At 70.5% G+C, this 21,331-nt stretch carries 23 protein-coding genes and 1 pseudogene; 12 read left to right on the top strand and 12 right to left on the bottom strand.

What is annotated here, in order from left to right; translation table 11 throughout:
• Positions 1-13 precede the first annotated feature (13 nt).
• From ACRAWB_RS01555 to ACRAWB_RS01535, 5 genes are read right to left on the bottom strand one after another with little or no spacing between them, the layout of a single operon-like run.
• Positions 14-244, bottom strand: a complete 231-nt coding sequence (locus ACRAWB_RS01555; RefSeq protein WP_431351751.1) for a hypothetical protein — start codon at positions 242-244, stop codon at positions 14-16.
• Entirely contained in the window at positions 244-789 is a 546-nt protein-coding gene (locus ACRAWB_RS01550) for a DUF2781 domain-containing protein (RefSeq protein ID WP_431351750.1), read from the bottom strand. Before ACRAWB_RS01550 ends, ACRAWB_RS01555 begins: the two co-directional genes overlap by 1 nt.
• Positions 790-825: 36 nt before the next feature.
• Positions 826-1,404 carry an N-acetyltransferase family protein gene (locus ACRAWB_RS01545; protein ID WP_431351749.1) on the bottom strand — a complete coding sequence of 193 codons (579 nt, stop codon included), beginning with the start codon at positions 1,402-1,404 and terminating at the stop codon, positions 826-828.
• A gap of 35 nt (positions 1,405-1,439) precedes the next feature.
• Positions 1,440-2,132 carry a uracil-DNA glycosylase gene (locus ACRAWB_RS01540; protein WP_431351748.1) on the bottom strand — a complete coding sequence of 231 codons (693 nt, stop codon included), beginning with the start codon at positions 2,130-2,132 and terminating at the stop codon, positions 1,440-1,442.
• 8 nt (positions 2,133-2,140) lie between these two features.
• Complete coding sequence (locus ACRAWB_RS01535) at positions 2,141-2,662, bottom strand: phosphoribosyltransferase (protein WP_431351747.1); 522 nt, start codon at positions 2,660-2,662, stop codon at positions 2,141-2,143.
• Positions 2,663-2,704: 42 nt separating this feature from the next.
• Between ACRAWB_RS01535 and ACRAWB_RS01530 the strand changes: the two genes are divergently transcribed.
• Positions 2,705-4,165, top strand: a complete 1,461-nt coding sequence (locus ACRAWB_RS01530) for an MFS transporter (protein ID WP_431351746.1) — start codon at positions 2,705-2,707, stop codon at positions 4,163-4,165.
• Between the two features lie 2 nt (positions 4,166-4,167).
• Entirely contained in the window at positions 4,168-4,962 is a 795-nt protein-coding gene (locus tag ACRAWB_RS01525; RefSeq protein ID WP_431351745.1) for a nucleotidyltransferase domain-containing protein, read from the top strand.
• 75 nt (positions 4,963-5,037) lie between these two features.
• Here ACRAWB_RS01525 and ACRAWB_RS01520 read toward each other — a convergent pair whose 3' ends face one another.
• Positions 5,038-6,360, bottom strand: coding sequence for a bifunctional o-acetylhomoserine/o-acetylserine sulfhydrylase (locus tag ACRAWB_RS01520; protein ID WP_431351744.1), 1,323 nt, complete (start codon positions 6,358-6,360; stop codon positions 5,038-5,040).
• Between the two features lie 108 nt (positions 6,361-6,468).
• On the opposite strand from ACRAWB_RS01520, the gene ACRAWB_RS01515 reads away from it, so the two are divergent.
• The 6 genes from ACRAWB_RS01515 to ACRAWB_RS01490 all read left to right on the top strand — a co-directional run bounded on the left by ACRAWB_RS01515 (position 6,469) and on the right by ACRAWB_RS01490 (position 12,319).
• Positions 6,469-7,254 carry an SDR family oxidoreductase gene (locus ACRAWB_RS01515; RefSeq protein ID WP_431351743.1) on the top strand — a complete coding sequence of 262 codons (786 nt, stop codon included), beginning with the start codon at positions 6,469-6,471 and terminating at the stop codon, positions 7,252-7,254.
• Positions 7,255-7,263: 9 nt separating this feature from the next.
• Positions 7,264-7,968 (top strand): potassium channel family protein, encoded by a 705-nt coding sequence (locus ACRAWB_RS01510; RefSeq protein ID WP_431351742.1) that lies wholly within the window; start codon positions 7,264-7,266, stop codon positions 7,966-7,968.
• Between the two features lie 62 nt (positions 7,969-8,030).
• Complete coding sequence (gene metX, locus ACRAWB_RS01505; RefSeq protein ID WP_431351741.1) at positions 8,031-9,236, top strand: homoserine O-acetyltransferase MetX; 1,206 nt, start codon at positions 8,031-8,033, stop codon at positions 9,234-9,236.
• 153 nt (positions 9,237-9,389) lie between these two features.
• Positions 9,390-10,418, top strand: a complete 1,029-nt coding sequence (locus ACRAWB_RS01500; protein ID WP_431351740.1) for a sensor histidine kinase — start codon at positions 9,390-9,392, stop codon at positions 10,416-10,418.
• Entirely contained in the window at positions 10,415-11,632 is a 1,218-nt protein-coding gene (locus ACRAWB_RS01495; RefSeq protein WP_431351739.1) for a hypothetical protein, read from the top strand. The genes ACRAWB_RS01500 and ACRAWB_RS01495 overlap by 4 nt, the downstream gene beginning before the upstream one ends.
• A 33-nt stretch (positions 11,633-11,665) precedes the next feature.
• Positions 11,666-12,319: a response regulator transcription factor gene (locus ACRAWB_RS01490; RefSeq protein ID WP_064111214.1), complete on the top strand. Its 654-nt coding sequence runs from the start codon at positions 11,666-11,668 to the stop codon at positions 12,317-12,319.
• A 19-nt stretch (positions 12,320-12,338) separates the two neighbouring features.
• On the opposite strand, the gene ACRAWB_RS01485 is transcribed toward ACRAWB_RS01490, so the two are convergent.
• From ACRAWB_RS01485 to ACRAWB_RS01465, 5 genes and pseudogenes are all read right to left on the bottom strand, one after another.
• Positions 12,339-13,619, bottom strand: coding sequence for an MFS transporter (locus ACRAWB_RS01485; protein WP_431351738.1), 1,281 nt, complete (start codon positions 13,617-13,619; stop codon positions 12,339-12,341).
• Between the two features lie 9 nt (positions 13,620-13,628).
• Complete coding sequence (locus ACRAWB_RS01480; protein ID WP_431351737.1) at positions 13,629-13,868, bottom strand: hypothetical protein; 240 nt, start codon at positions 13,866-13,868, stop codon at positions 13,629-13,631.
• Between the two features lies 1 nt (position 13,869).
• Positions 13,870-14,177 (bottom strand): annotated as a pseudogene (locus ACRAWB_RS01475) (thiamine-binding protein).
• Positions 14,178-14,260: 83 nt separating this feature from the next.
• On the bottom strand, positions 14,261-15,601 hold the full coding sequence (locus ACRAWB_RS01470) for a hypothetical protein (RefSeq protein ID WP_431351736.1): 1,341 nt from the start codon (positions 15,599-15,601) through the stop codon (positions 14,261-14,263).
• A 56-nt stretch (positions 15,602-15,657) separates the two neighbouring features.
• Positions 15,658-16,515, bottom strand: coding sequence for an ADP-dependent NAD(P)H-hydrate dehydratase (locus tag ACRAWB_RS01465; protein ID WP_431351735.1), 858 nt, complete (start codon positions 16,513-16,515; stop codon positions 15,658-15,660).
• Positions 16,516-16,587: 72 nt separating this feature from the next.
• Between ACRAWB_RS01465 and ACRAWB_RS01460 the strand changes: the two genes are divergently transcribed.
• Both ACRAWB_RS01460 and ACRAWB_RS01455 read left to right on the top strand, forming a co-directional pair.
• Positions 16,588-17,205 (top strand): HAD family hydrolase, encoded by a 618-nt coding sequence (locus tag ACRAWB_RS01460; protein WP_431351734.1) that lies wholly within the window; start codon positions 16,588-16,590, stop codon positions 17,203-17,205.
• An 8-nt stretch (positions 17,206-17,213) separates the two neighbouring features.
• Positions 17,214-18,296, top strand: coding sequence for an NADH:flavin oxidoreductase/NADH oxidase (locus ACRAWB_RS01455; protein WP_431351733.1), 1,083 nt, complete (start codon positions 17,214-17,216; stop codon positions 18,294-18,296).
• 28 nt (positions 18,297-18,324) lie between these two features.
• On the opposite strand, the gene ACRAWB_RS01450 is transcribed toward ACRAWB_RS01455, so the two are convergent.
• Positions 18,325-18,702, bottom strand: coding sequence for a VOC family protein (locus tag ACRAWB_RS01450; protein ID WP_431351732.1), 378 nt, complete (start codon positions 18,700-18,702; stop codon positions 18,325-18,327).
• Positions 18,703-18,932: 230 nt separating this feature from the next.
• Between ACRAWB_RS01450 and ACRAWB_RS01445 the strand changes: the two genes are divergently transcribed.
• Positions 18,933-20,255 (top strand): hemolysin family protein, encoded by a 1,323-nt coding sequence (locus ACRAWB_RS01445; protein ID WP_431352687.1) that lies wholly within the window; start codon positions 18,933-18,935, stop codon positions 20,253-20,255.
• Positions 20,248-21,285, top strand: coding sequence for a hemolysin family protein (locus ACRAWB_RS01440; protein WP_431351731.1), 1,038 nt, complete (start codon positions 20,248-20,250; stop codon positions 21,283-21,285). Before ACRAWB_RS01445 ends, ACRAWB_RS01440 begins: the two co-directional genes overlap by 8 nt.
• The last annotated feature ends 46 nt before the right edge of the window (positions 21,286-21,331 follow it).

The following is a 21,331-nucleotide window of genomic DNA, read 5'->3' as shown; positions in this document are numbered from 1 at the left end:
GCGGCTCCGCCGGCTACGCCGAGCCGACGAACGCGGCGAGCGCGTCGTCCAGCGTGTGCGCCGGGGCGATCCACTCGAACCGGGCGCCGTCGCCGCTGGGCACGTACTCCCCCTCCGGCGTGACGACGACCGACCCGAGCAGCCGGCCGCGACCGAGCTCGGCGTCCTCGTCGGGGAACGAGTGGTCGTACACGTCGTAGCGGTCGCCGTCCTCGTAGACGGTCAGGTCTTCCAGCAGCGGCATCAGAACCTCCTCGTGAACGGCAGCGGCTTCCGCATCCGGATGAGCAGCAGCAGGGGGACGAGCACGTACGGCCCGTTGTACAGCAGGAACACGACCGGGTTCGGGGTGCGCTGCCCGACCGGCCCGAAGAACTCGACCCCGAAGATCGGGATGGCCGTCAGGCTGATGATCATCGTGGCGTAGATGACCGCGAACAGCTGGATCCAGTTGTAGCCCTTCACCAGGCAGACGATCAGCAGCACGTAGAACGGCAGATAGATGAAGGCGCTCGTGCCGGTGATGAACCGCAACCACAGCGGTTCCTGCATGTAGAGCGGGTCGTACTGCGACGAGTAGGTGTAGTTCCACTGCGCGAGGATGTTCGTCGTCGTGGCGGTCTGCGGGATGCCGAGCGTCGGGATGGCGTCGCTGATGATGCACGTCACGATGAACAGCGAGAACATCACGATGAAGAAGATGTCGAACGGACGCTTGCGCAGAGGCAGGTTCGCCGGGGTCGCCGGGGCGGCGGCGACCTGTCCGGTTCCGGGGGTCACGGTGGTCACGACGGGAGCCTAGCGCCGGTGGGGCGTCCCTCGCCGCTACTTGAGCGACTTCTGCATCAGCACGGTGCCGAGCCAGCGGTCGAACTTGTAGCCGACCCGCCCCATGCGGCCGATCTCGGTGAAGCCGAAGTTCTCGTGCATCTTGATCGACGCCTCGGCGCCCTTGTCGGCGATGACCGCGATCATCTCCTTGAGGCCCGCCTCCTTGGACTTGTCGATCAGCGCCTGCATCAGCACCGGACCCAGGCCCTTGCCGGTGGAGGCCGCGCCCAGATAGATCGAGTTCTCGACCGTGAAGCGGTAGGCGCGCTTCTGCTTCCAGGGTGACACGAGGGCGTAGCCGAGGATCTGCCCGCTGGGCGAGACCGCGACGATGAACGGCATTCCGAGCTTCTTGAGGTAGGCGTACTTGCTCTTCCACTCGCGCAGCGTCATCGCGTCCTCGTCGAACGTGACCGTGCTGTTGGCGACGTAGTGGTTGTAGATCTCGCGGATGTGCGGGAGGTCGGCCGGTTCGGCGTCGCGGATGGCGTACTCGAACGGCGCCTCCGGCGTCTCCTGTTTGCGCAGGTGGCGCGGCAGGACGCGGCGCTCCTGGTATTCCTCTTCCAGCACGCCTTCAAGAGTACGTCGCCCGTGTTGCCGTCGGGTTACGGATGCAGCGTCCAGTCGACCGGCTTCTCCCCCACGCGTTCGAGCAGCGCATTCGCGCGCGAGAACGGCTTCGACCCGAAGAAGCCGCGGGAGGCCGACAGGGGGCTCGGGTGCGGCGACTCGATGACCGGGTTGCCGTCGAGCAGCGGCTTCAGGGTCGCGGCGTCGCGGCCCCACAGGATGGACACGAACGGGCGTCCGCGGGCGACGAGCGAGCGGATGGCGTGCTCGGTGACCTCCTCCCATCCCTTGCCGCGGTGCGACGCCGGCTCGCCGGGGCGGACGGTGAGGACGCGGTTGAGCAGCATGACCCCGCTCGAGGACCAGGCGCTCAGGTCGCCGTGCGGCGGTGGGACGACGCCGAGGTCGTCGCGCAGCTCCTTGTAGATGTTGCGCAGGCTGCCGGGCAGCGGACGCACGTGACGCTCGACCGCGAACGACAGGCCGATGGGATGGCCCGGCGTCGGATACGGGTCCTGGCCGACGATGAGGACCCGCACGTCCGCGAGCGGCGCCCGGAACGCGCGCAGCACGTTCTCACCGGCCGGAAGGTAGGGCCGCCCGGCCGCGACCTCGGCGCGCAGGAACTCCCCCATCGCGGCGATCCGCCCGGCGACGGGTTCGAGCGCCTGCGCCCATCCCGGATCCATCGAGCCGTCGGCGGCGAGGTCCGCCAGCGTCTTGGCCATGCCGGGCGTCAGTGGGTGGCGGCCGTCACCGGCGGGAGCGCAGACCACGGGAAGGTGATCCAGCGGTCGGTGCGGCGCCAGACGAAGTCGGGCTCGAGGACGGTGCGCGGCTTGGAGTAGAGGCAGACCGTGCGCACGTCGGCGCCGGACGCGGAGATGAGGTCGACGACCATGGCCAGCGTCCGGCCGGAGTCGGACACGTCGTCCACCAGGAGCACGCGCTTGGAGTTCAGCGCGGAGGAGTCGAGCATGGGCGGCAGGACGACGGGCTCGGGGAGGCGCGAGTCCACACCCGTGTAGAACTCGACGTTCAGCGCGCCGCAGGCCTTGATGCCGAGGGCGTACGAGATAGCGCCGGCGAGCAGCAGACCGCCGCGCGCGATGGCGACGACCATGTCCGGCTCGTAGCCCGACTCGACGACCTCGCCCGCGAGATGGCGGGACGCCTCACCGAATTCGAGCCAGCCCAGGACCTCCCGTTCCGTCTCCTGAAGGACGTCTGCTCCGGAATCGTCGAGTTCGCTGGCCATCCATCTACCGTACCGGGGCTGCGCGGGTGTTAGCATCCGCGCATGACCTCGGAGAAGACGTCGACCCAGCGCCGTGCGACGGTCGCGATCGGCGCCACCGCCGCCCTGATCGGCTGGCTGGCCCTCGTGGAGCTGACGAGCGGCATCCTGCAGGGGTACTACGTGCCGCTGATCTCCGACATCGTGAAGCATCTGGGCATCCACGACGCCGACTACAACTGGTTCGAGGCCGCCCAGCTGCTGCTCTCCGCTCTGGTCGTGCCGGTGCTCGCGAAGCTCGGCGACATGTTCGGGCACAAGCGCATCCTGCTGGTCGCGACCCTGCTCACGGCGCTCGCCAGCTGGGCGCTCGCGTTCTCGGGAGACTTCGTCACGTATCTGGTCGCGTTCGCGCTGCAGGGCTTCTACGTGGTCTGGCTTCCGCTGGAGGTGGCCCTCATCTTCGACCGCGGCCGGCGGACGGGGACGGCGGCGTCCCGGACCAGGCGAGCCGCCGGCCTGCTGGTCGTGGCCCTGGAGGCGGGAGCGATCGTGGGCGCGATCGGAGCCGGCCTGCTCTTCGAGGCGTTGGGCGGCGACGTCACCGTAACGCTGATGGTCCCGGCCGTCGCCGTCAGCCTGGTCTTCTTCGCGATCCTGTTCGGCGTCCCCGAGTCGGAGCCGGTGCCCGGCCGGACGCTCGACGGGATCGGGTTCTCGCTCCTGGCGCTCGGCCTGCTGCTGATCACGTCCGGGCTGACCTTCCTGCGGCTCAACGGCGTCGGGACCTGGTGGGTCTGGGGCCTCATCCTCCTCGGCGTCCTGGCGTTCATCCCCTTCGGGCGCTGGGAGCTGAAGCAGGCCGACCCCGCCATCGACCTGCGCGTGCTGCGGCGTCCGGCGATGTGGCCGGTCCAGCTCACGGCGGGCCTGATCGGGATCAGCCTCCTCGGCGCGCAGGCGCCGCTCAGCACGTACGCGGGCACCGACCCGGCGAACGGCTACGGGCTCGGGCTCTCGGCCGGGCAGCGCAGCATCCTGATCGGCGCGTACCTGATCTCGATGATCGTCGGCGCCCTGCTGTTCCCGCTGGTGTCGTCGTGGCTGACGCCGCGCGTGACCCTGATCGGCGCGTCGTTCCTGGTCGCGATCGGATACCTGATGTTCCTGCCCTTCCACCTGCAGACGTGGGAGGTCTTCCTCAACATGGCCGTCGCCGGGATCGGCTCGGGCGCGCTCGTCGGAGCGCTCCCCGCCGCCGCAGCGGCTGCCGCCCCGCGCGGGCAGACCGGTGTCGCCACGGCGATGACGAACACCACCAAGACGGTCGGCGGATCCTTCGCCTCGGCGGTGTTCGGCGTGGTGCTGCTCACCGGCGCGGCCACGGTGACCGCCACGGCCGCCAGCCTCTTCGGCTACATGATCGTCTGGACCATCTGCGGCCTCGGCGCGCTCGTCGCCGCGGTGCTCCTCTTCTTCGTGCCGCGGCTCGCGTTCGCGGACACCGAACCCGCCCTGGAGTGACCATGTCCGACCAGCTCCCCGCCCCCGTCGCCGACGCACTGACGCAGTTCCTGCTGGAGCAGAGACGCCTCGCCCCCGGCCTGGTGAGCCGGGCGGTGGTCACCGGATCGGCGGTGGCCGGGGACTGGCATCCCGGCGTCAGCGACATCGACGTCGTCTTCGTCGTGACGCGCGACCCGGTGGACGACCTCCCGGCTCTCGCGGACCTCCACGCAGCCTCCGACCCGCACATCGACGGCGTGTACCTCACAGAATCGGAGATCGCCCGCGGACCGGACGTCATCGAGACCGCGCCGCAGGTGGTGGAGGGCGTCCTCGTCTCCCAGCTGCCCGGGGCGCAGCTCAGCTGGATCACCTGGCGGGAGCTGGAGTCCGGGGTCCAGGGCATCGTCGACGGCGGCGACGTCATCTGGTCTCCCGTCGCCGACCGGCACCCGAAGGCGGCGGAGGGTGTGGTCGCGTTCTCGCGGCAGAACCTGCAGGACTACTGGCAGGGCATCGGCGACGGCCTCGAGCGCGAGATCGCGGGCCGGGCGGACGACGGACCGATCCGCGCGGAGACCGTGCGCTGGGTGGCGCTCGGTCCCATCCGGCTGGTCGCGACGATCGACACCGGCGAGGTCGTGTCCAAGACCGCGGCGGCCGCGTACGCCGCGGAGCGCTGGCCGGAGCACGCGGAGCTCTTGGAACGGGTCGTGCGCGACCGCGCGGGTGAGCGGCAGGAGTTCACCGCGGCGGACGGGCGGGAGGCGGTGGAGCTGCTGCGGAAGTGCGTGGCAGTGGCCGCCGACGCCTGATCCTGGCCCCCGAGCACAGGAAAAACGTCCGCCGAACCGCGTTCGACGGACGTTCTTCCTGTGCTCGACGGCTGGCTAGGCGCGCGCCGCCTCCGCGACGGAGCGGGCGGCGGCGAGGCCGGCCGACAGGTCCGCCTTGAGGTCGTCGACGTTCTCGAGGCCCACCGAGAGTCGCACCAGACCCGGGGTGACGCCCGCGGTCAGCTGCTGCTCGGGGGTGAGCTGCGAGTGCGTGGTCGACGCCGGGTGGATGACGAGACTGCGCACGTCGCCGATGTTGGCGAGGTGGCTGAACAGCTTGAGGCTGTCCACCAGCGCCGCACCCGCGTCCACGCCGCCCTTGAGCTCGAACGACAGCACCGCGCCGACGCCCTTGGGGGCGTACTTGTTGGCGGCCGCGTACCAGGGGCTGGTGGGCAGGCCCGAGTAGTTCACCGAGGCGACGTCGGGGTGCGCCTCCAGGAACTCCGCGATCTCCTGCGCGTTCTGGGTGTGGCGCTCGACGCGCAGCGACAGGGTCTCGATGCCCTGGATGAGCTGCCAGGCGCTGGCCGGGGCGATGGCCGAGCCGAGGTCGCGGAGCAGCTGAACGCGCGCCTTGATGATGTAGGCGAGGCCGTCGCCGACCGCAGCCGTGTAGCTGGCGCCGTGGTACGACGGGTCCGGCTCGGTGAGGCCCGGGAACTTCTCGACGTTCTTCGACCACTCGAACTTGCCGCCGTCGACGATCACGCCGCCGATGACGGTGCCGTGGCCGCCGAGGAACTTGGTGGCCGAGTGGATGACGATGTCGGCGCCGGACTCGAACGGGCGGATGAGGTACGGGGTCGCGATCGTGTTGTCCACGATGAGCGGAACGCCGGCCTCGTGCGCGACGTCGGCGACGAGCGCGATGTCGAGGATGTTGATCTTCGGGTTGCCGATGGTCTCCGCGAAGAACAGCTTGGTGTTCGGGCGGACCGCGCGGCGCCACTCCTCGGCGTCGTCCTGGTTCTCGACGAAAGTGGTCTCGATGCCGAGCTTCGCGAGCGTGTACTTGAACAGGTTGTACGTGCCGCCGTAGATCGAGCTGGAGGAGACGATGTGGTCGCCGGCCTGCGCGATGTTGAGCACGGCGAAGGTCTCGGCCGCCTGACCCGAAGCGACCAGCAGGGCGCCGGTGCCGCCCTCGAGGGCCGCGACGCGCTCCTCCACGACGGCCTGCGTCGGGTTCTGGATGCGCGTGTAGATGTTGCCGAACTCGGCCAGCGCGAAGAGGTTCTTGGCGTGCTCGGCGTTGTTGAACACGTAGGACGTGGTCTGGTAGATCGGCGTCGCCCGGGCGTTGGTCACGGGGTCGGGGGCAGCTCCGGCGTGGATCTGCTTCGTTTCGAACTGCCAGTCGGCGGCGTCGGTCATGGCGTTTCTCCTTCGGGTGCTTCGGGTGCGCGGTCCTCAGAAGGCTAGACGCGCCGCCGCGCGCGGGCAACGCCCTCGAAACACGCCGTAACCCGGGAGAATGGCGGCATGAGCAGCAGACGCGTTGTGGTGACCGGGGCGAGTTCGGGGATCGGGGCGGCGACCGTCCGCGCCTTCCGTGCGGAGGGCTGGGATGTGGTGGCCGTCGCCCGCCGCGAGGACCGCCTCCGCGCCCTCGCCGAGGAGACCGGCGCCGAGTACGTCGTCGCCGACCTCACGAAGCAGGATGAGGTTGATGCGCTCCGCGACCACCTCGCCGCGACCGGCGGCGTCCACGCGCTCGTGAACAACGCGGGCGGCGCGCACGGCCTCGACTCGGTCGAGTCGTCGAGCGTCGACGACTGGGTGTGGATGTACGAGATCAACGTCATCGGCACCAAGCGGGTCCTCTCCGCGCTGCTCCCGCTGCTGCGCCAGGGCGCCGCGGAGACCGGGCACGCCGACATCGCCGTGGTCACCTCCATCGCCGGGCTCACCGCCTACGTCGGCGGAGGCGGATACAACGCAGCCAAGTTCGCCGAGCACGCGCTCACCGAGGTGCTGCGACTGGAGCTGAACGGCGAGCCCATCCGCGTGGTCGAGGTCGCGCCGGGCATGGTGGCGACCGAGGAGTTCTCGCTGGTGCGGTTCGGCGGCGACCAGGCGAAGCGCGACGCCGTCTACGAGGACGTCCCCGAGCCCTTGTCGGCGGAGGACGTCGCCGGGACGATCGTGCACGCGCTCACCCTGCCGCGGCACGTCGACCTCGACCTGATCGTCGTCAAACCGGTGGCGCAGGCCGCGCCGTACCGGCTGCACAAGGGCCCTCTGGCCGTCAAAGACACGGTGCGCTAGGACTGATCCATGGCCGAGGTGGTGGAGGAGGACCGGCGCCGGAAGGCCTGGGAGCGCGTCACCAGCTGGCCTGCGCTCGGCGCGTCGTTCCTGTTCCTCATCGCCTACTCGGTCGGCATCCTGTGGGTGGGGCAGCCGTCGTGGGTCTCGGTGACCATCTCCGTGATCCTCATCGCCGTCTGGGCGTTCTACGTGCTCGACTTCACCGTGCGGCTGTCGCTGTCGCATGACAAGGGCCGCTTCGTCCGTCGCCACCCGATCGCGCTGCTGTCGGTGCTCCTCCCGCTGGCCCGTCCGTTCCTGCTGCTGACGGGGCTCGCTCGGGTGCGCGCGTTCCGTGGCAACACGCCGTCGCACCTCCGGCGACGGGTGCTCGTGTTCGCGGGCGCGTTCATCGTCATGTTCATCTATGTGATCTCGCTCGCCGAACTGCACGTCGAGCGGTACGCGCACGGCTCCAACATCAAGACCTTCGGGGACGCGGTGTGGTGGGCGTTCGTCACGATGGCGACGGTCGGGTACGGCGACTACTACCCGGTGACGCCGGAGGGCCGCGTCCTCGCGGTGATCCTGATGATGGGCGGCATCGTCATCGTCGGAACCGCGAGTGCAACGATCGTCAACTACCTCAACGAGCGGACGCAGCACCTGCGGCGGCACCCCGAGGACCAAGGCGACCCGCCCACGAACGCGAGCGACGCCGACCGGGGCTGAAGCCGGCCATCCCCGGGCGTAACAGAGCGCCGCCGATCCACGCGCTCGGGAAGAATGGACGCATGGACTGGCAGACCTCCGCCGATACGGCCCCGTCGAGCTTCATCACGGAGGCCCAGGCGCGGACGCTGCTGGGCAAGCCGCCCGCGAGCGGCGCCTGGAAGGAGTCCGACCCGGTCGCCGGCCGCCAGTTCGCCGGGATCGGCGCGTTCTCGTTCGAGAGCGGCGAGAGCCTTCCGTACGTCCGCATCGCCTACGAGACCTGGGGCGAGCTGTCCGAGGCGCGCGACAACGCCGTCCTCGTCCTCCACGCCCTCACCGGCGACGCGCACGCGGTCGGACCGGCGGGGCCGGGCCAGCGGACCCCCGGGTGGTGGCAGGGCATCATCGGGCCGGGCAAGGCGATCGACACCGACCGCTGGTTCGTCGTGGTCCCCAACATGCTGGGCGGCTGCCAGGGCACGACCGGTCCCGCATCCCTCGCTCCCGACGGAGCGGAGTGGGGGTCCCGCTTCCCGTTCACGACCATCCGGGACCAGGTCGTCGCCCAGGCGCAGCTGGCCGACGCTCTGGGCCTCGACCGGTGGGCCGCGGTCGTCGGCGGGTCCATGGGCGGCATGCAGGCGCTGGAGTGGGCGGTCACGTTCCCCGAGCGCGTCGAGAGGCTGGCGGTGATCGCCGCGCCCCCGTTCTCGACCGCCGACCAGATCGCGCTCAACTCGGTGCAGATCGAGGCGGTGCGCACGGACCCGCTCTGGCGTGGCGGCCAGTACTACGACGCCGAGGACGGCGACGGGCCGCACCGCGGGCTCGCTCTCGCCCGCCGGATGGCGCTGCTCAACTACCGCAGCCCATCCGAGCTCAACGAGCGGTTCGAGCGCGCCTGGCAGAGCGGCATCAGCCCGCTCGGCGGCGGCGGCCGGTTCGCGGTCGAGTCGTACCTGGACTTCCACGGCAACAAGTTCGTCCGCCGCTTCGACGCCAACAGCTACATCACCCTCGTGGAGGCCATGAACTCCCACGACGTCGGGCGCGGTCGCGGCGGCCTGGCTGCGGCGCTCTCGCGGGTGACGGCCAAGACGCTCGTCGTCGGCATCGACAGCGACCGGCTGTTCCCCGTCGAAGGACAGGACCTGATCGCCTACCACGTGCCGGACACGCTGGACGGTAGAGTTCCAGTGGTGATCCGCTCGGACTTCGGTCATGACGGATTCCTGATCGAGGACGACGCCGTCAGCACGCAGCTGCGGCGCCTGTTCGCCGTGTGACCGAGGTTGGAGGGGCATGTCGCGCATCCAGAAGGAGCGTGATCGTCTCCTCGCCTCGACCGCTCGCACGGTCGGCCTCACGGCGACCGCGACGGCGCTGATCTGCCTGAGCGTCCCCGGCTCCCTCCCCTGCCGCTGTACCTCGCGTCCCTGGTGCTGGTCGTATGCCTCGCATACGCGCAGTGGCAGCTCGCGACGCTGTTGCGACTCATGCTCTGGATGCCGGTGATCGTGGTCGCGGGCGTCGCGCTGATCCTCATCCACCTGCTCCCGGGCACCGCGCTCGGGCAATCGGCGATCAGCGCGGTCGGCGTGATCGGCGCCGCCGCCGTGGCGTGCGTATGCGTGCTGGCGGTGACGTCCCGGGCGCGCATCCTGCTGCTGGTGGTCTCGGCGCTGGCGACCCTGGCCGCGCTCGGCGTGACGCTCGGGATGACGCACTCCCGCCTCATCGAACCCCTCGTCTTCACCGTGACCGGCTGGGTCGCGCTCACCGCGACGGGCATCTGGCTCTCGCGCACCGTGCCGCGCACGCTGAAGCGCATCTCGACCATGAGCCGCGCCTACCGGGTCGAGCGGCAGGCGAGCGAGACGGAGGCGCGTCGCCGTCAGAGTGCGCGCCTGCTGCACGACACCGTGCTCGCGACGCTCACCCTGCTCGCCCACTCCGGCGTCGGCGTCAGCCACGGCGCGTTGCGCGAGCAGGCGGCGGAGGACGCGGCCCTGCTGCGTCAGCTCCGCCTCGGCTTCACGCCCGACCCGGCGCGGTCGGGCGACTACAAGCTGAAGCCGGTGGAGGAGTCCACCCTCGGCAAGACGCTGGAGTCAGTCAAGCAGCGTTTCCGCCGGATGGGGCTCGAGGTCAACTGGCACGGCGCCGGGCAGGTGCTGCTGCCGTCCGACGTGCTCGACGCGTTCCTGCTGGCGCTCGGCGAGTGCCTGGAGAACGTCCGCCGTCACTCCGGGGTCAACGAGGCGCACGTCACGATCACCGACGACGAGACGAACGTGCGCGCGATGGTCACGGACGCGGGCAAGGGCTTCGATGTCGCGAGCATCGACACCGGACGTCTCGGGTTCACCGAGTCGATCGTCGCGCGGCTGCGGGACGTCGGCGGCAACGCCCGCCTGTTCTCGTCGCCCGGCAGCGGGACGACCGTGGTGCTGGAGGTTCCGAAGTGACCCGTGTCGACGAGCGGACCCTCCCGCGCAGCCCGATCGCCCGCGGCGCCGCCGGGGACGAGCGGGATGCGCTCGGCCGCGCCCGCCTCGACCTCGGCTTCAACGTGGCCACGGTCGCGCTGATCGCGTTCCTGCTCATCCTGTTCGCGATCAACGCGGGCGAGTACGCCCTGCTGGGCTACACCGTCTCGGCCTGGGTGCTCATCGGGGTGTCGCTGGCCGGCGCACTGGTGCTGCGGTTCCGCCTGCCGGACCAGCTGCCGCTCCCGATGTACCTCGGCGCGCTCGCACTGTGGGCGGGGGCGGTCGCCCTGGACGTGGTGGGCACGTGGCCGCTCGACGGCGCGGTGGTGCCGCTGACGGCCGCGGCCGCGGTCGGGCCCGCGCTGCTGCTCTGTGCACCGGTCCGTCCCGCCCGCGACATCGTCGTGGCCACCGCCGTGCTCGGTGTGACGCTCGGGATCGTGGTCGTCTGGCGTGCGCTGCCCGACCTCCAGCTGCTCGGCCCCGGCGTGGTCACCGTGGCGATCGCGGTCGCGCCTCCGCTCGTCGGCGTCCAGATCGTCCGGAGCCTGCGCACCCTGGTGCAGTTGGAGCTCGACCTCGTGCAGGTGCAGAGCACCGTCGTCTCCCCCGGTTACGCGGTCGGGATGCTCGCCTCCGAAGAGCTCGCCCGCCTCGACCTCGCCGCCGAACGACTGCTCGACGGCGTCGCCACCGGCCGCACCCGGCTTCCCCTCGACGAGGACACCGCGGACGCCGCCGCCAGCATCGCGACGGAGCTCCGCCTCCACCTCATCCAGGGCCGCAAGGAGACCTGGCTCTATCACGCCGTGACGGAGTCGGCCCTGCTCGGCCCGTCGGTGACGCTGACCGACCCCGACGGCCTGGCCGCCTGGCTGAGCCGCGACCAGCGCGACGGCCTGCTCACCGCGGTCTGGCTGCTGATCAGCGACCCCGTCCGCACGGGTGCCGGAGCTCCGCGCACCCTCACGCTCGACCTCTCCCGCCCGGTCGGCACCTACCCGAAGTCCGCAAACCCGGGCGCGACGACGCTCATCGTGATCACGACGAGCGGTGTGCCGCGAAACGGGGTAGACCCCGCGGCATGGCAAGCTATCCGTAAAGTGGGGCGCTATGCCGAGTCGTTCTCCGGATCGACCCTGCGGATCGAGATCACCTCGATCCGCGACACTTCCGCCGAACTGGGCTGACCCAGCGGGCAGAACGGGACAGAAAGGCACGACATGGGCGAGCAGCCGCCGATTCGGATCGCGATCGTCGATGACCACAAGATGCTCCTCGGAGCGCTCACCGAGTGGATCCGCAGCGCCGCGGACGACATCCGCATGGTGGCCGCGGTGGCCAGCTGGCCCGAGCTGCTGACGCATCCCGAGTTCCCGGTGGACGTGGTCCTCCTCGACCTGGACCTCAAGGACAACATCCCGATCTCGCTCAAGCTGTCGACGTTGAAGACGACCGGCGTGGCGACCGTGCTGATGAGCACGTACTCCGAGCCCGCTGTCGTGCGCGAGGCTCTGGCCGCCGGAGCGATGGGCTACCTCGTGAAGAGCGAGGACGCGGAGATGATCGTCGAGGCGATCCGCGCGGCGCGCAAGGGCGAGTCGTTCATCTCGGCCGAGCTCGACCTCGCGCTCAACGCCGGCGAGCTCGGCGGGGCACCGAAGCTGAGCGCCCAGGAGCGCCGGGTCATGGCGCTGTACGGCGCCGGCGAGCCCGTCAAGGCGGTGGCGTTCCAGCTCGGCATCTCCGACGAGACGGCCAAGAGCTACCTCAAGCGCATCCGTGAGAAGTACCGCGTGGCCGGCTACGACGTGGGCACCAAGGTCGCCCTCCGCAAGCGCGCCATCCAGGACGGCATCCTCCTCCAGAACGACTGACCCCAGCCGTGCTCCGGGGCTAGTCGACGGGGATGGGGTCGGGGCGCTGCGCGTGGACCACGCCGGTGTCGACGCCGCGGCGCTCGCGCGAGCGGTCGATCCCGAACGACAGGAGAGCCAGCAGGATGCCCGCGACGGCGAGGATCGCGCCGACCACGATCGGCGAGAGGTAGCCGAGTCCTGCGGCGATCGTGAGGCCGCCGAGCGCGGCGCCCGACGCGTTCGCGATGTTCAGCGCCGAGTGGTTGAGGGCCGCGGCGATCGACTGGCTGTCGTGGGCCACATCCATCAGCCGGGTCTGGATGGTCGGCGACAGCGCCGAGCAGGCGCCGGCCACCACGAACACCGACACGACGAGCCCGACGACCGTGGACGCGGTCAGCCACAGGGCCGCCAGCGCGACCAGCAGGATCGCGAAGAACAGCAGCATGCTGTTCCGGACGCTGTGGTCCGCAGCCCGGCCGCCCAGGATGTTGCCGACGGTCATGCCGAGACCGGCGACGATCAGGATGAGCGGCACCGACGCCTCCGGGAGCCCGGTGACCGTGGTGACGATCGGCGCGATGTACGTGTAGACGGCGAAGAACCCACCGAAGCCGATCGCGCCGATCAGCAGCGCCAGCCAGACCTGCAGGCGAGTGAACGCCCGCAGCTCGGTGCGCATGGTCGCCTTCGCGTTGCCGGCCTGCCACGGGACGAGGAACGCCACGGCGACGAAGGTCAGCGCGAAGATCGCGGCGACGACCAGGTAGGCGATGCGCCAGCCGTTGTGCTGCCCGATCCAGGTGATCGCGGGAACGCCGATGACGTTCGCGATCGTCAGCCCGGAGAGCACGAAGGCGACCCCGCGGCCGCGCTTCCCGGGACCCATGAGGGAGGCGGCGACCAGCGATGCGATGCCGAAGTAGGCGCCGTGCGGCAGCGCCGAGACGAACCGCGCGAGCATCACGAGCTGGAACGTCGGAGCGACGGCCGACGCGATCGTGCCGACGGTGAAGGCGACCAGCAGCCACAGCAGCAGCTTCTTGCGCGGCCAGCGCGCGGCGACGGCTGCGATGGTGGGCGCTCCGACCACGACGCCGAGCGCGTAGGCGGAGATGATCCAGCCGGCCTGGGCGTTGGCGTCGTCGGGCGAGGCCGCGTACACCTGCGGCAGCAGGTCGTGCGCGATGTTGGGCAGCAGGCCCATCGCGACGAACTCGGTGGAGCCGATGCCGAAGCCGCCGAGGGCGAGCGCCAGGAGAGCAAGACGAATACGGGCCGACGACATCGTCGTCGGCCCGTCAAGAATCGGGGTCACCCGCCGAGTCTATATCGAATCGTTTCGACCCGCCGCCATCGCCGCGGCGGATTCCTGCTCGAAGAACTCGGCGACGTCCACATCCCGGGTCTCCTCGGGACGCGCGACCCCTGTGCGCACTGCGCCGACGATCGCGACGATGACGCAGCCGAGCACCACGCCGCCGGCCAGCACGGCGATAAGCGCGAGCAGCGGAGTCAGATAGATCAGCACGCCCATCACGGCGAGGACGATCGTGTTCAGATCCACGTCAGTCCCCCTGCTCCAGCGCGGCCTCGAGCCGCTGCACCTTGCCCTCGAGCTCTCCGGTGTAGCCCGGGCGGATATCGGCCTTCAGGACGAGCGAGACGCGCGTGCCGAACCGGCCCACCGCCTCGGTCGCCCTCCGGACGACGTCGAAGACCTCGTCCCACTCCCCTCGATCGTCGTGAACATCGCATCGGTGTGGTTCGGGAGCCCGGACTCGCGCACCACGCGCACGGCCGCGGCGACCGCGTCATGCACCGACGCGTCGGCCCCTTCCCCACCGCTCGGGGCCACAGAGAACGCCACCAGCATGATTCCCCCTTCGACGGGATGGACGGGTCCCTCGATGATGTCATCTTCTGCGGGTCCACGGCCAGGGAACCGGGCATCCCGGCTCAGCGCGGGTCGCCGCCCACCGGCTCGGCGTGCGCGCCGGGCGCCGAGCGGAACGGCCATGCGTGCGCGGGCACCAGGTCGCCCGCCGCCTCCTGCCGGTGCCGTCGCCGCCACAGCGCGCCGATCGTCCAGCCCAGGATGACGAAGTACATGAGGTTTCGCAGGGTCAGGACCGCGACCATGACCGGATCCGGCACCAGCAAGAAGTCGTACAAGAACGGGTAGAACACCTGCGTCAGGCCCGCGGTGACGAGCACCAGGATGGCCGGCGTCCGGAAGCCGCGGCCCTGGTAGGTCAGCCCGATGACGACCGGCGCCGCCAGCCAGACCACGTACTGCGGCGACCCCACCTTGTTGAAGGCGATGAACGCGGTCACCAGTGCCAGCGACAGCTCCGGCAGGATGCGCGTGTACGGTGTACCGCGCCGCAGCGCCCGCACGCCGATCAGCGTCACGACGACCGCGGTCAGCGCGAACAGCGGGTTCATCAGGCTGCCCGCAATCCCCGTCCCGCTGCCGCTCACCTGGAACGTCAGCAGCTGGCGGTCGTAGTACACGGCCGCACCCGGCACGTGGAACGCCGCCTGCCACATCCAGATCGTGCTCACCGGCGCCTCGATCTGCAGGCCGCGATCGGTCTGCATGGTGATGAAGCTCAGGATGTGCCACCCGGCGCCGAAGATCAGCGGCACCGCGACGATGACCGCCGACGTGACCACCGCCACGAGCACGATGTGCCAGCGCGACTTAAGCGCGACCACCGCGGCGAGCAGGATGGCGGCCGGCCAGACCTTGATCCAGGTCGCGGCGGTCAGCACCACGACCGCGGCCCGTTCGTGCAGGGTGAGCCAGAGCAGGCCGACGATCGCGAGGGAGGCGGACACCGCATCGAGCCGCCCGACCGCGATCGGGCCCAGCAGCAGCAGGAAGCCGAGCCACCACCACGCGGCGACCAGCCGGCGCGGCTCGCGGCCGCCGATGAGCACGGCGAAGGCGGCCGCGTTGAGCAGCAGCACCATGTTGAGCCACGCCCAGACGTACCCGTGGTCGCCGAACAGCAGCGGAAGCATGATCGGGACCAGCGCGCCGAACGGGTACACCCAATCCGAGTCGACCCCGACGATCTGGGTGCCCTGCGCGGCCAGCTGCGCCCACGGCTTGTAGACGAGGAAGACGTCGCCGAGGCCCTTGCCCTGGTCGAGCGCGAGACCGCTGACGATCAGGTGCACGAGGAGGAACGCGATCCACAGCGTGAGGGGGCTGCGGAGGACCCGGCGGACGGTTCCGGGGTCCGTCTCCGGGATCGCCGACGCGCGGATCGGCGCCGCTTCCATCCCCATAGCGCCACATCCTAGGGGATGCGTCGAACGCGGTCCTGAACGGGATGCGATTGCGGTCAGCCGCGCCCGCGGACCAGCTCCCGCACGACACCGGGCAGACCGTCGACGATGTCCAGCGCCACGATCGGGCCGCCGTCGGAGATGCGCTCCCCCGCGCGTCCGTGGACCCAGGCGGCCGTCGCGCCGAGCGCGGCGAGCGCCGCGTGCCCGTCCTCGTCGATCTCGCGGGCGTGCGTCGCCACGAGCGCGCCGAGAACGCCGCCGAGCACGTCGCCACTGCCCGCTGTCGCGAGCCAGGCCGGGCCCGCGGTCACGGCGTAGTGCGGGCCGCCGGGCGCGGCGACGTACGTCGTGTGGCCCTTGAGCAGCACGGTCACCCCGAGGCTGTCCGCCGCCCGAACGGCCCACTCGGCCGGGTCGGCGGAGATGTCGTCGGCGGTCACGGCGTCCGAATCGTCGTCGGCCCGGGCGGCGAGCATCGTCGCGAGCTCGCGGAAGTGCGGGGTGACGATCACCGGCGCGGACGCCCGGCCGACGAGGTCGAGCGCGCCGGCGTCGATCACCAGCGGGCGGCCGTCACGGAGCGCTGCACGCAGCCGCTGAGCGTCGTCGTCGGGGCGGCTGGACGCGTCCATGCCCGATCCGATCAGCCAGCCCTGCACCCGGCCCGGCGCGGTGACGATCTCGGGGCGACGGCGGATGACCAGATCGGTCGGCCGGTCGGCGCCGAGGTAGCGGATCATGCCGACACCGGTGCGCGACGCCCCTTCGACGCCGAGCACCGCGGCCCCCGGATACCGCTCCGAGCCGGTCACCACCCCGAGCACGCCGCGCGAGTACTTGTCGCTCGACTCCTGGGGCACCGCGATCCACGCCGCCGCGTCCGTCCCGTCCCACTGCTGCCACTGCGTCACCGGCCGCCTCCGCTCGCTCGTGAGTCCATCGTCCCCCATCGAACCCCGCGCCGCCCACGATAGGTTGAGAGCATGGCGATCAGCATCCCCGGCAAGGTGATCGTGTTCGACTACGGCGAGGTCATCTCGGTGACCCCGACCCCGGAGGACCGCGCGGCACTGACCGAGCTGGCCGGCGGCGACGCGGAGCGGTTCTGGCCCGCCTACTGGCGGCACCGCAACGCGCTCGACCAGGGCACGCTGAGCATCCAGTCGTATTGGCGCGGCATCGAGCGCGAGCTCGGCGAGAGCTGGGGCGACGCGACCGTGCACCGACTGTGGCTGGCCGACTTCCGGAGCTGGCTCACCATCGACCACGACACGCTCGACGTGCTGCTCGACCTCAAGGAGGGCGGCACCCGGATGGCGCTGCTCTCCAACGCCGGACGCGACTTCGGGTCGTACTTCCGGCACGGAACGCTGGGCGACCTGTTCGAGCAGGTGTTCGTCAGCGGCGAGCTCGGCACCATCAAACCGAGCCCCGAGATCTTCGAGCACGTCATGTCGTCGCTGGGCGTCACTCCCGAGCAGACCGTCTTCATCGACAACAAGGAGGAGAACGTGCGCGGGGCCGAAGCGCTCGGCATCGCGGGCCACGTCTTCACGAGTCCTCAGGGTCTCCGGGCATATCTCGACGCCCTCGGGGCTTAGATGGAGACATGCCCTCTCTTTTCGACCCCCTGACCCTGCGCGGCGTCACCACCCGCAACCGCATCTGGACCTCGCCGATGTGCCAGTACTCGGTCTTCGACCAGTCCGGCATCCCGAACACCTGGCACCTGGTCCACCTCGGATCCTTCGCCACCGGCGGGAGCGGCCTCGTCTTCAGCGAGGCGACCGCCGTCAGCCCCGAGGGTCGCATCAGCCCGGAGGACACCGGGATCTGGACGGACGAGCAGCGCGACGCGTGGAAGCCGATCACCGCGTTCATCGCGGAGCAGGGCGCCGTTCCGGGCATCCAGCTCGCTCACGCGGGACGCAAGGCGTCCACCTTCTCGGGACTCGCGTCCGACGGGCGCACCGGAACCGTTCCGGAGAGCGAGGGCGGCTGGAAGACGGTCGCGCCCTCCGCCATCCCGTTCGACGGCTACGCCGTGCCGCAGGAGCTGGACGCCGCCGGCATCGACAAGGTCGTCGACGACTTCCGTACGGCGACGCGACGGTCGCTGGAGGCGGGCTTCCGGGTGCTGGAGATCCACGCGGCGCACGGCTACCTCATCCACCAGTTCCTCTCGCCGATCTCGAACCAGCGCACCGACGAGTACGGCGGGTCGCTCGAGAACCGCGCGCGGCTGCTGCTGCGCGTGGTCGCGGCCGTCCGTGAGGAGGCGCCCGACGCTCCCCTGTTCGTCCGGTTCTCGGCGAGCGACTGGACCGAGGGCGGCTGGGACGAGCACCAGACCGCGACCGTCGCCGCGTGGGCCCAGGACGCCGGAGCCGACTTCTTCGACATCTCCAGCGGCGGCATCCAGGCGGGCATCCGCATCCCCGTCGAGCCCGGCTACCAGGTGCCGTTCGCGCACCACGTGCGCAGCACGTCCGAGGTGGATGTGAGCGCGGTCGGGCTCATCACCACGCCGGAGCAGGCGGCCGAGATCGTCGAGAGCGGTCGGGCGGACGCGGTCATGCTGGCGCGCGAACTCCTCCGCGACCCGCACTTCCCGCTGCGGGCCGCGCACGAGCTCGGCGTCGAGATCGACTACTGGCCGCCGCAGTACGTCCGTGCGAAGTGGCGCCGCTGAGCGCAGCACGTCGCCCCGGGCGGTCGGGTCAGGTGGGCTGGGTCAGGCAGAGGTAGTTGCCCTCGCTGTCCTGGAACCACGCCGACCGCCCCATCTCGTCGGTCGCGATCCCGTTCTCGGTCTTGAGCCCGGGGAAGTCGTAGTCCGCGAAGACCACGCCCCTGCCGCGCAGGTCGGACATGACGCCCTCGATGTCGTCGACCAGCCAGCACATCGCGGTGTTCTGCGCGGTGCCGGCGTTGCTGGTCTCGTACACGTAGATCTTCCCCTCGCCGCCGGTGCCGTACAGGACACCGCCGTCGGTGGTCCGCTCCGGTTCGAGCCCCAGCTTGTCGCGGTACCACGCGGTGGCCCGCTGCAGGTCGGAGGCAGGAAGGACGGAGTATGTGACGCTCGACTCCAACATGATGATTCCTCCTTCATCCGGGCGGGATGCTACGCCCCGGGGCCGCTCGTGCGGGCTACCTGGAATCGGCGGTCTACACCCTGTGAATCCGCCTGAGAACTCCCGCAGGCTGCGCATCCGGCCTCGATATACTGGCGGGCAAATGGACGACCCTCCCTCTCCCAGCCCATTCCTGACGGCCGGCCCGCCCCGGACTCGGCGAGGTGAGCGGCGTGGCCTATGAATGGATCATGCTGGCGGTCGGCCTCCTGCTGACCGTCGGCACCGGACTGTTCGTCGCCAGCGAGTTCGCGCTGGTCAACCTCGACCGCGGTGACCTCGAGGCACGGCGGGAGCGCGGCGTGTCGCGCCTGACGATGACGATCGCGGCGCTCAAGATCACCTCGACGCATCTGTCGAGCGCCCAGCTCGGCATCACGCTGACGACGCTGCTCACCGGTTACACGATGGAGCCCGCGATCAGCTCGCTGCTGCGCGGTCCCCTGACCGCGACCGGGCTGCCCGACGGCGCCGTGATGCCCATCGCGACGATCGTCGCCATCACGATCGCCACCCTGCTGTCGATGATCCTCGGCGAGCTGGTGCCCAAGAACTTCGCGCTCGCGCTTCCCCTCGCGACGGCCAAGATCGTCATCCCGTTCCAGACCGTGTTCACGACGGTGTTCCGGCCCTTCGTCGGGCTGCTCAACGGCACCGCGAACGGCATCCTGCGCCTGCTCGGCATCGAGCCGAAGGAGGAGCTGTCGGGCGCGCGGACGGCCGACGAGCTCTCCTCGCTGGTCCGCCGCTCCGCGAGCGCCGGCGTCTTGGAGGAGGACACGGCCACGCTGCTCAGCCGCACGCTCGCCTTCTCCAGCCGCAACGCCTCCGACGTGATGACCCCGCGGCCCCGGATCGAGGCGGTGCAGCGCACCGACCCCGCGCAGGCGGTCAGCGACCTCGCCCGCAAGACGGGCTACTCCCGTTTCCCGGTCATCGGCGACGACATCGACGACGTCGTCGGCGTAGTGCACGTCAAGCAGGCGGTCGGCGTCCCGCGCCAGCGCCGCGGCCGCGTCCCCGTGTCCGCCCTCATGACCGAGGCGCTGCGCGTGCCCGAGACGATGAACCTGGACACGCTGCTCGGTGAGCTCCGCGCCCGCGGCTACCAGCTCGCAATCGTCGTGGACGAGTACGGCGGCACGTCCGGCATCGCCACCCTGGAGGACCTGGTCGAGGAGATCGTCGGCGAGGTCGCGGATGAGCACGATCGCACGCGCGCCGGCGTCATCCGCGGCCGCGACTCCATCACGTTCCCCGGCATCCTGCGTCCCGACGAGCTCGAGGAGCGGGCCGGCGTCACCGTTCCCGAGGAGGGCCCGTACGAGACGGTCGCCGGCTTCGTCATGAACGAGCTCGGGAGGCTGCCGAAGGTCGGCGACGAGGTGACCATCGACGGCGGCACGCTGCGCGTCGAACGCCTCGACGGCCGCCGCGTCGACCGCATCCGCTACACGCCCGATCCGGTCGTCGTGACCGAGGGCGCGGACGCCGAGGGGGTGCGCCATGAGTGACTGGGCCGGACTCGCCTGGCTGGTCGTGCTGCTCGCGATCAACGCCTTCTTCGTCGGCGCCGAGTTCGCCGTCATCTCCGCCCGCCGCTCCCAGATCGAGCCGCTTGCGGAGCGCGGCAAGCGCAGCGCCAAAACCGCGCTGTTCGCGATGGAGCACGCGACGCTGATGCTCGCGACCACGCAGCTGGGCATCACCGTGTGCTCGCTGCTGATCCTGAACGTCTCCGAGCCGGCGATCCACCACCTGCTCGAGATCCCGCTCCACCTGACCGGATGGTCGGAGGAGGCCATCGGCACCATCGCCTTCATCGTGGCGCTCGTGGTGGTGTCGTTCCTCCACGTCGTGTTCGGCGAGATGGTGCCGAAGAACATCTCGTTCTCGATGCCCGACAAGGCCGCCCTCCTGCTCGCTCCGCCGCTCGTCGGCATCGGGCGCGCGGTGCGGCCGATCATCGTCGCCCTGAACGCGACGGCCAACAGCGTGCTGCGCCTGTTCCGCGTGGAGCCGAAGGACGAGGCGGCGAGCACCTTCACGCTCGACGAGGTGGCGACCATCGTGTCCCAGTCCACCCGTGAGGGCGTGCTGACGGATCGCACCGGCGCACTGACGGCGGCGTTCGAGTTCACCGAGAAGAAGGTCCGGGAGGCGGCCGTCGCGCTCGACGCGCTCGTCACGCTTCCGGCGTCCCCGACCCCCGCGGACGTGGAGAAGGCCGTCGCCAAGTACGGCTTCTCCCGCTACGTGGTCCCGGACGCGGACGGCGAGCCGACCGGCTACCTGCACCTCAAGGACGTGCTCGACCTGGAGGAGACCGGCTTCGAGCTCCCCGTTCCCGCCAAGCGCATCCGCCGCCTGGTCACGGTGTTCTCGGGCAGCGACCTGGAGGACGCCCTGGCCACCATGCGCCGATCGGGCAGCCACCTCGCGCGCGTGGTCGACGGCGAGGGCGCGACCGCGGGCGTGCTGTTCCTCGAGGACATCATCGAGGAGCTGGTCGGCGAAGTTCAGGACGCGACCCGGCGCAACTGACGTGCCGGTCCGTCCGATCTTCGGCAATTCTCTTGAGGTTTGAACG

The organism is Leifsonia poae, from assembly GCF_050632865.1.
In the GTDB taxonomy this organism is placed as follows: Bacteria; Actinomycetota; Actinomycetes; order Actinomycetales; family Microbacteriaceae; genus Leifsonia; species Leifsonia poae_B.
Note: the sequence above shows the minus strand (reverse complement) of the source record. Positions and strands in the feature narration are given on the sequence as shown.

What these genes read in the sequence shown, in the direction of transcription:
- ACRAWB_RS01440 (WP_431351731.1), top strand. Translation starts at nt 20,248, where the DNA reads ATGAGTGACTGGGCCGGACTCGCCTGGCTGGTCGTGCTGCTCGCGATC.
- ACRAWB_RS01490 (WP_064111214.1), top strand. Translation starts at nt 11,666, where the DNA reads ATGGGCGAGCAGCCGCCGATTCGGATCGCGATCGTCGATGACCACAAG.
- ACRAWB_RS01445 (WP_431352687.1), top strand. Translation starts at nt 18,933, where the DNA reads ATGCTGGCGGTCGGCCTCCTGCTGACCGTCGGCACCGGACTGTTCGTC.
- ACRAWB_RS01510 (WP_431351742.1), top strand. Translation starts at nt 7,264, where the DNA reads ATGGCCGAGGTGGTGGAGGAGGACCGGCGCCGGAAGGCCTGGGAGCGC.
- ACRAWB_RS01555 (WP_431351751.1), bottom strand. Translation starts at nt 244, where the DNA reads ATGCCGCTGCTGGAAGACCTGACCGTCTACGAGGACGGCGACCGCTAC.
- ACRAWB_RS01460 (WP_431351734.1), top strand. Translation starts at nt 16,588, where the DNA reads ATGGCGATCAGCATCCCCGGCAAGGTGATCGTGTTCGACTACGGCGAG.
- ACRAWB_RS01530 (WP_431351746.1), top strand. Translation starts at nt 2,705, where the DNA reads ATGACCTCGGAGAAGACGTCGACCCAGCGCCGTGCGACGGTCGCGATC.
- ACRAWB_RS01540 (WP_431351748.1), bottom strand. Translation starts at nt 2,132, where the DNA reads ATGGCCAAGACGCTGGCGGACCTCGCCGCCGACGGCTCGATGGATCCG.
- ACRAWB_RS01450 (WP_431351732.1), bottom strand. Translation starts at nt 18,702, where the DNA reads ATGTTGGAGTCGAGCGTCACATACTCCGTCCTTCCTGCCTCCGACCTG.
- ACRAWB_RS01455 (WP_431351733.1), top strand. Translation starts at nt 17,214, where the DNA reads ATGCCCTCTCTTTTCGACCCCCTGACCCTGCGCGGCGTCACCACCCGC.
- ACRAWB_RS01520 (WP_431351744.1), bottom strand. Translation starts at nt 6,360, where the DNA reads ATGACCGACGCCGCCGACTGGCAGTTCGAAACGAAGCAGATCCACGCC.
- ACRAWB_RS01535 (WP_431351747.1), bottom strand. Translation starts at nt 2,662, where the DNA reads ATGGCCAGCGAACTCGACGATTCCGGAGCAGACGTCCTTCAGGAGACG.
- ACRAWB_RS01470 (WP_431351736.1), bottom strand. Translation starts at nt 15,601, where the DNA reads ATGGGGATGGAAGCGGCGCCGATCCGCGCGTCGGCGATCCCGGAGACG.
- ACRAWB_RS01515 (WP_431351743.1), top strand. Translation starts at nt 6,469, where the DNA reads ATGAGCAGCAGACGCGTTGTGGTGACCGGGGCGAGTTCGGGGATCGGG.
- ACRAWB_RS01525 (WP_431351745.1), top strand. Translation starts at nt 4,168, where the DNA reads ATGTCCGACCAGCTCCCCGCCCCCGTCGCCGACGCACTGACGCAGTTC.
- metX (WP_431351741.1), top strand. Translation starts at nt 8,031, where the DNA reads ATGGACTGGCAGACCTCCGCCGATACGGCCCCGTCGAGCTTCATCACG.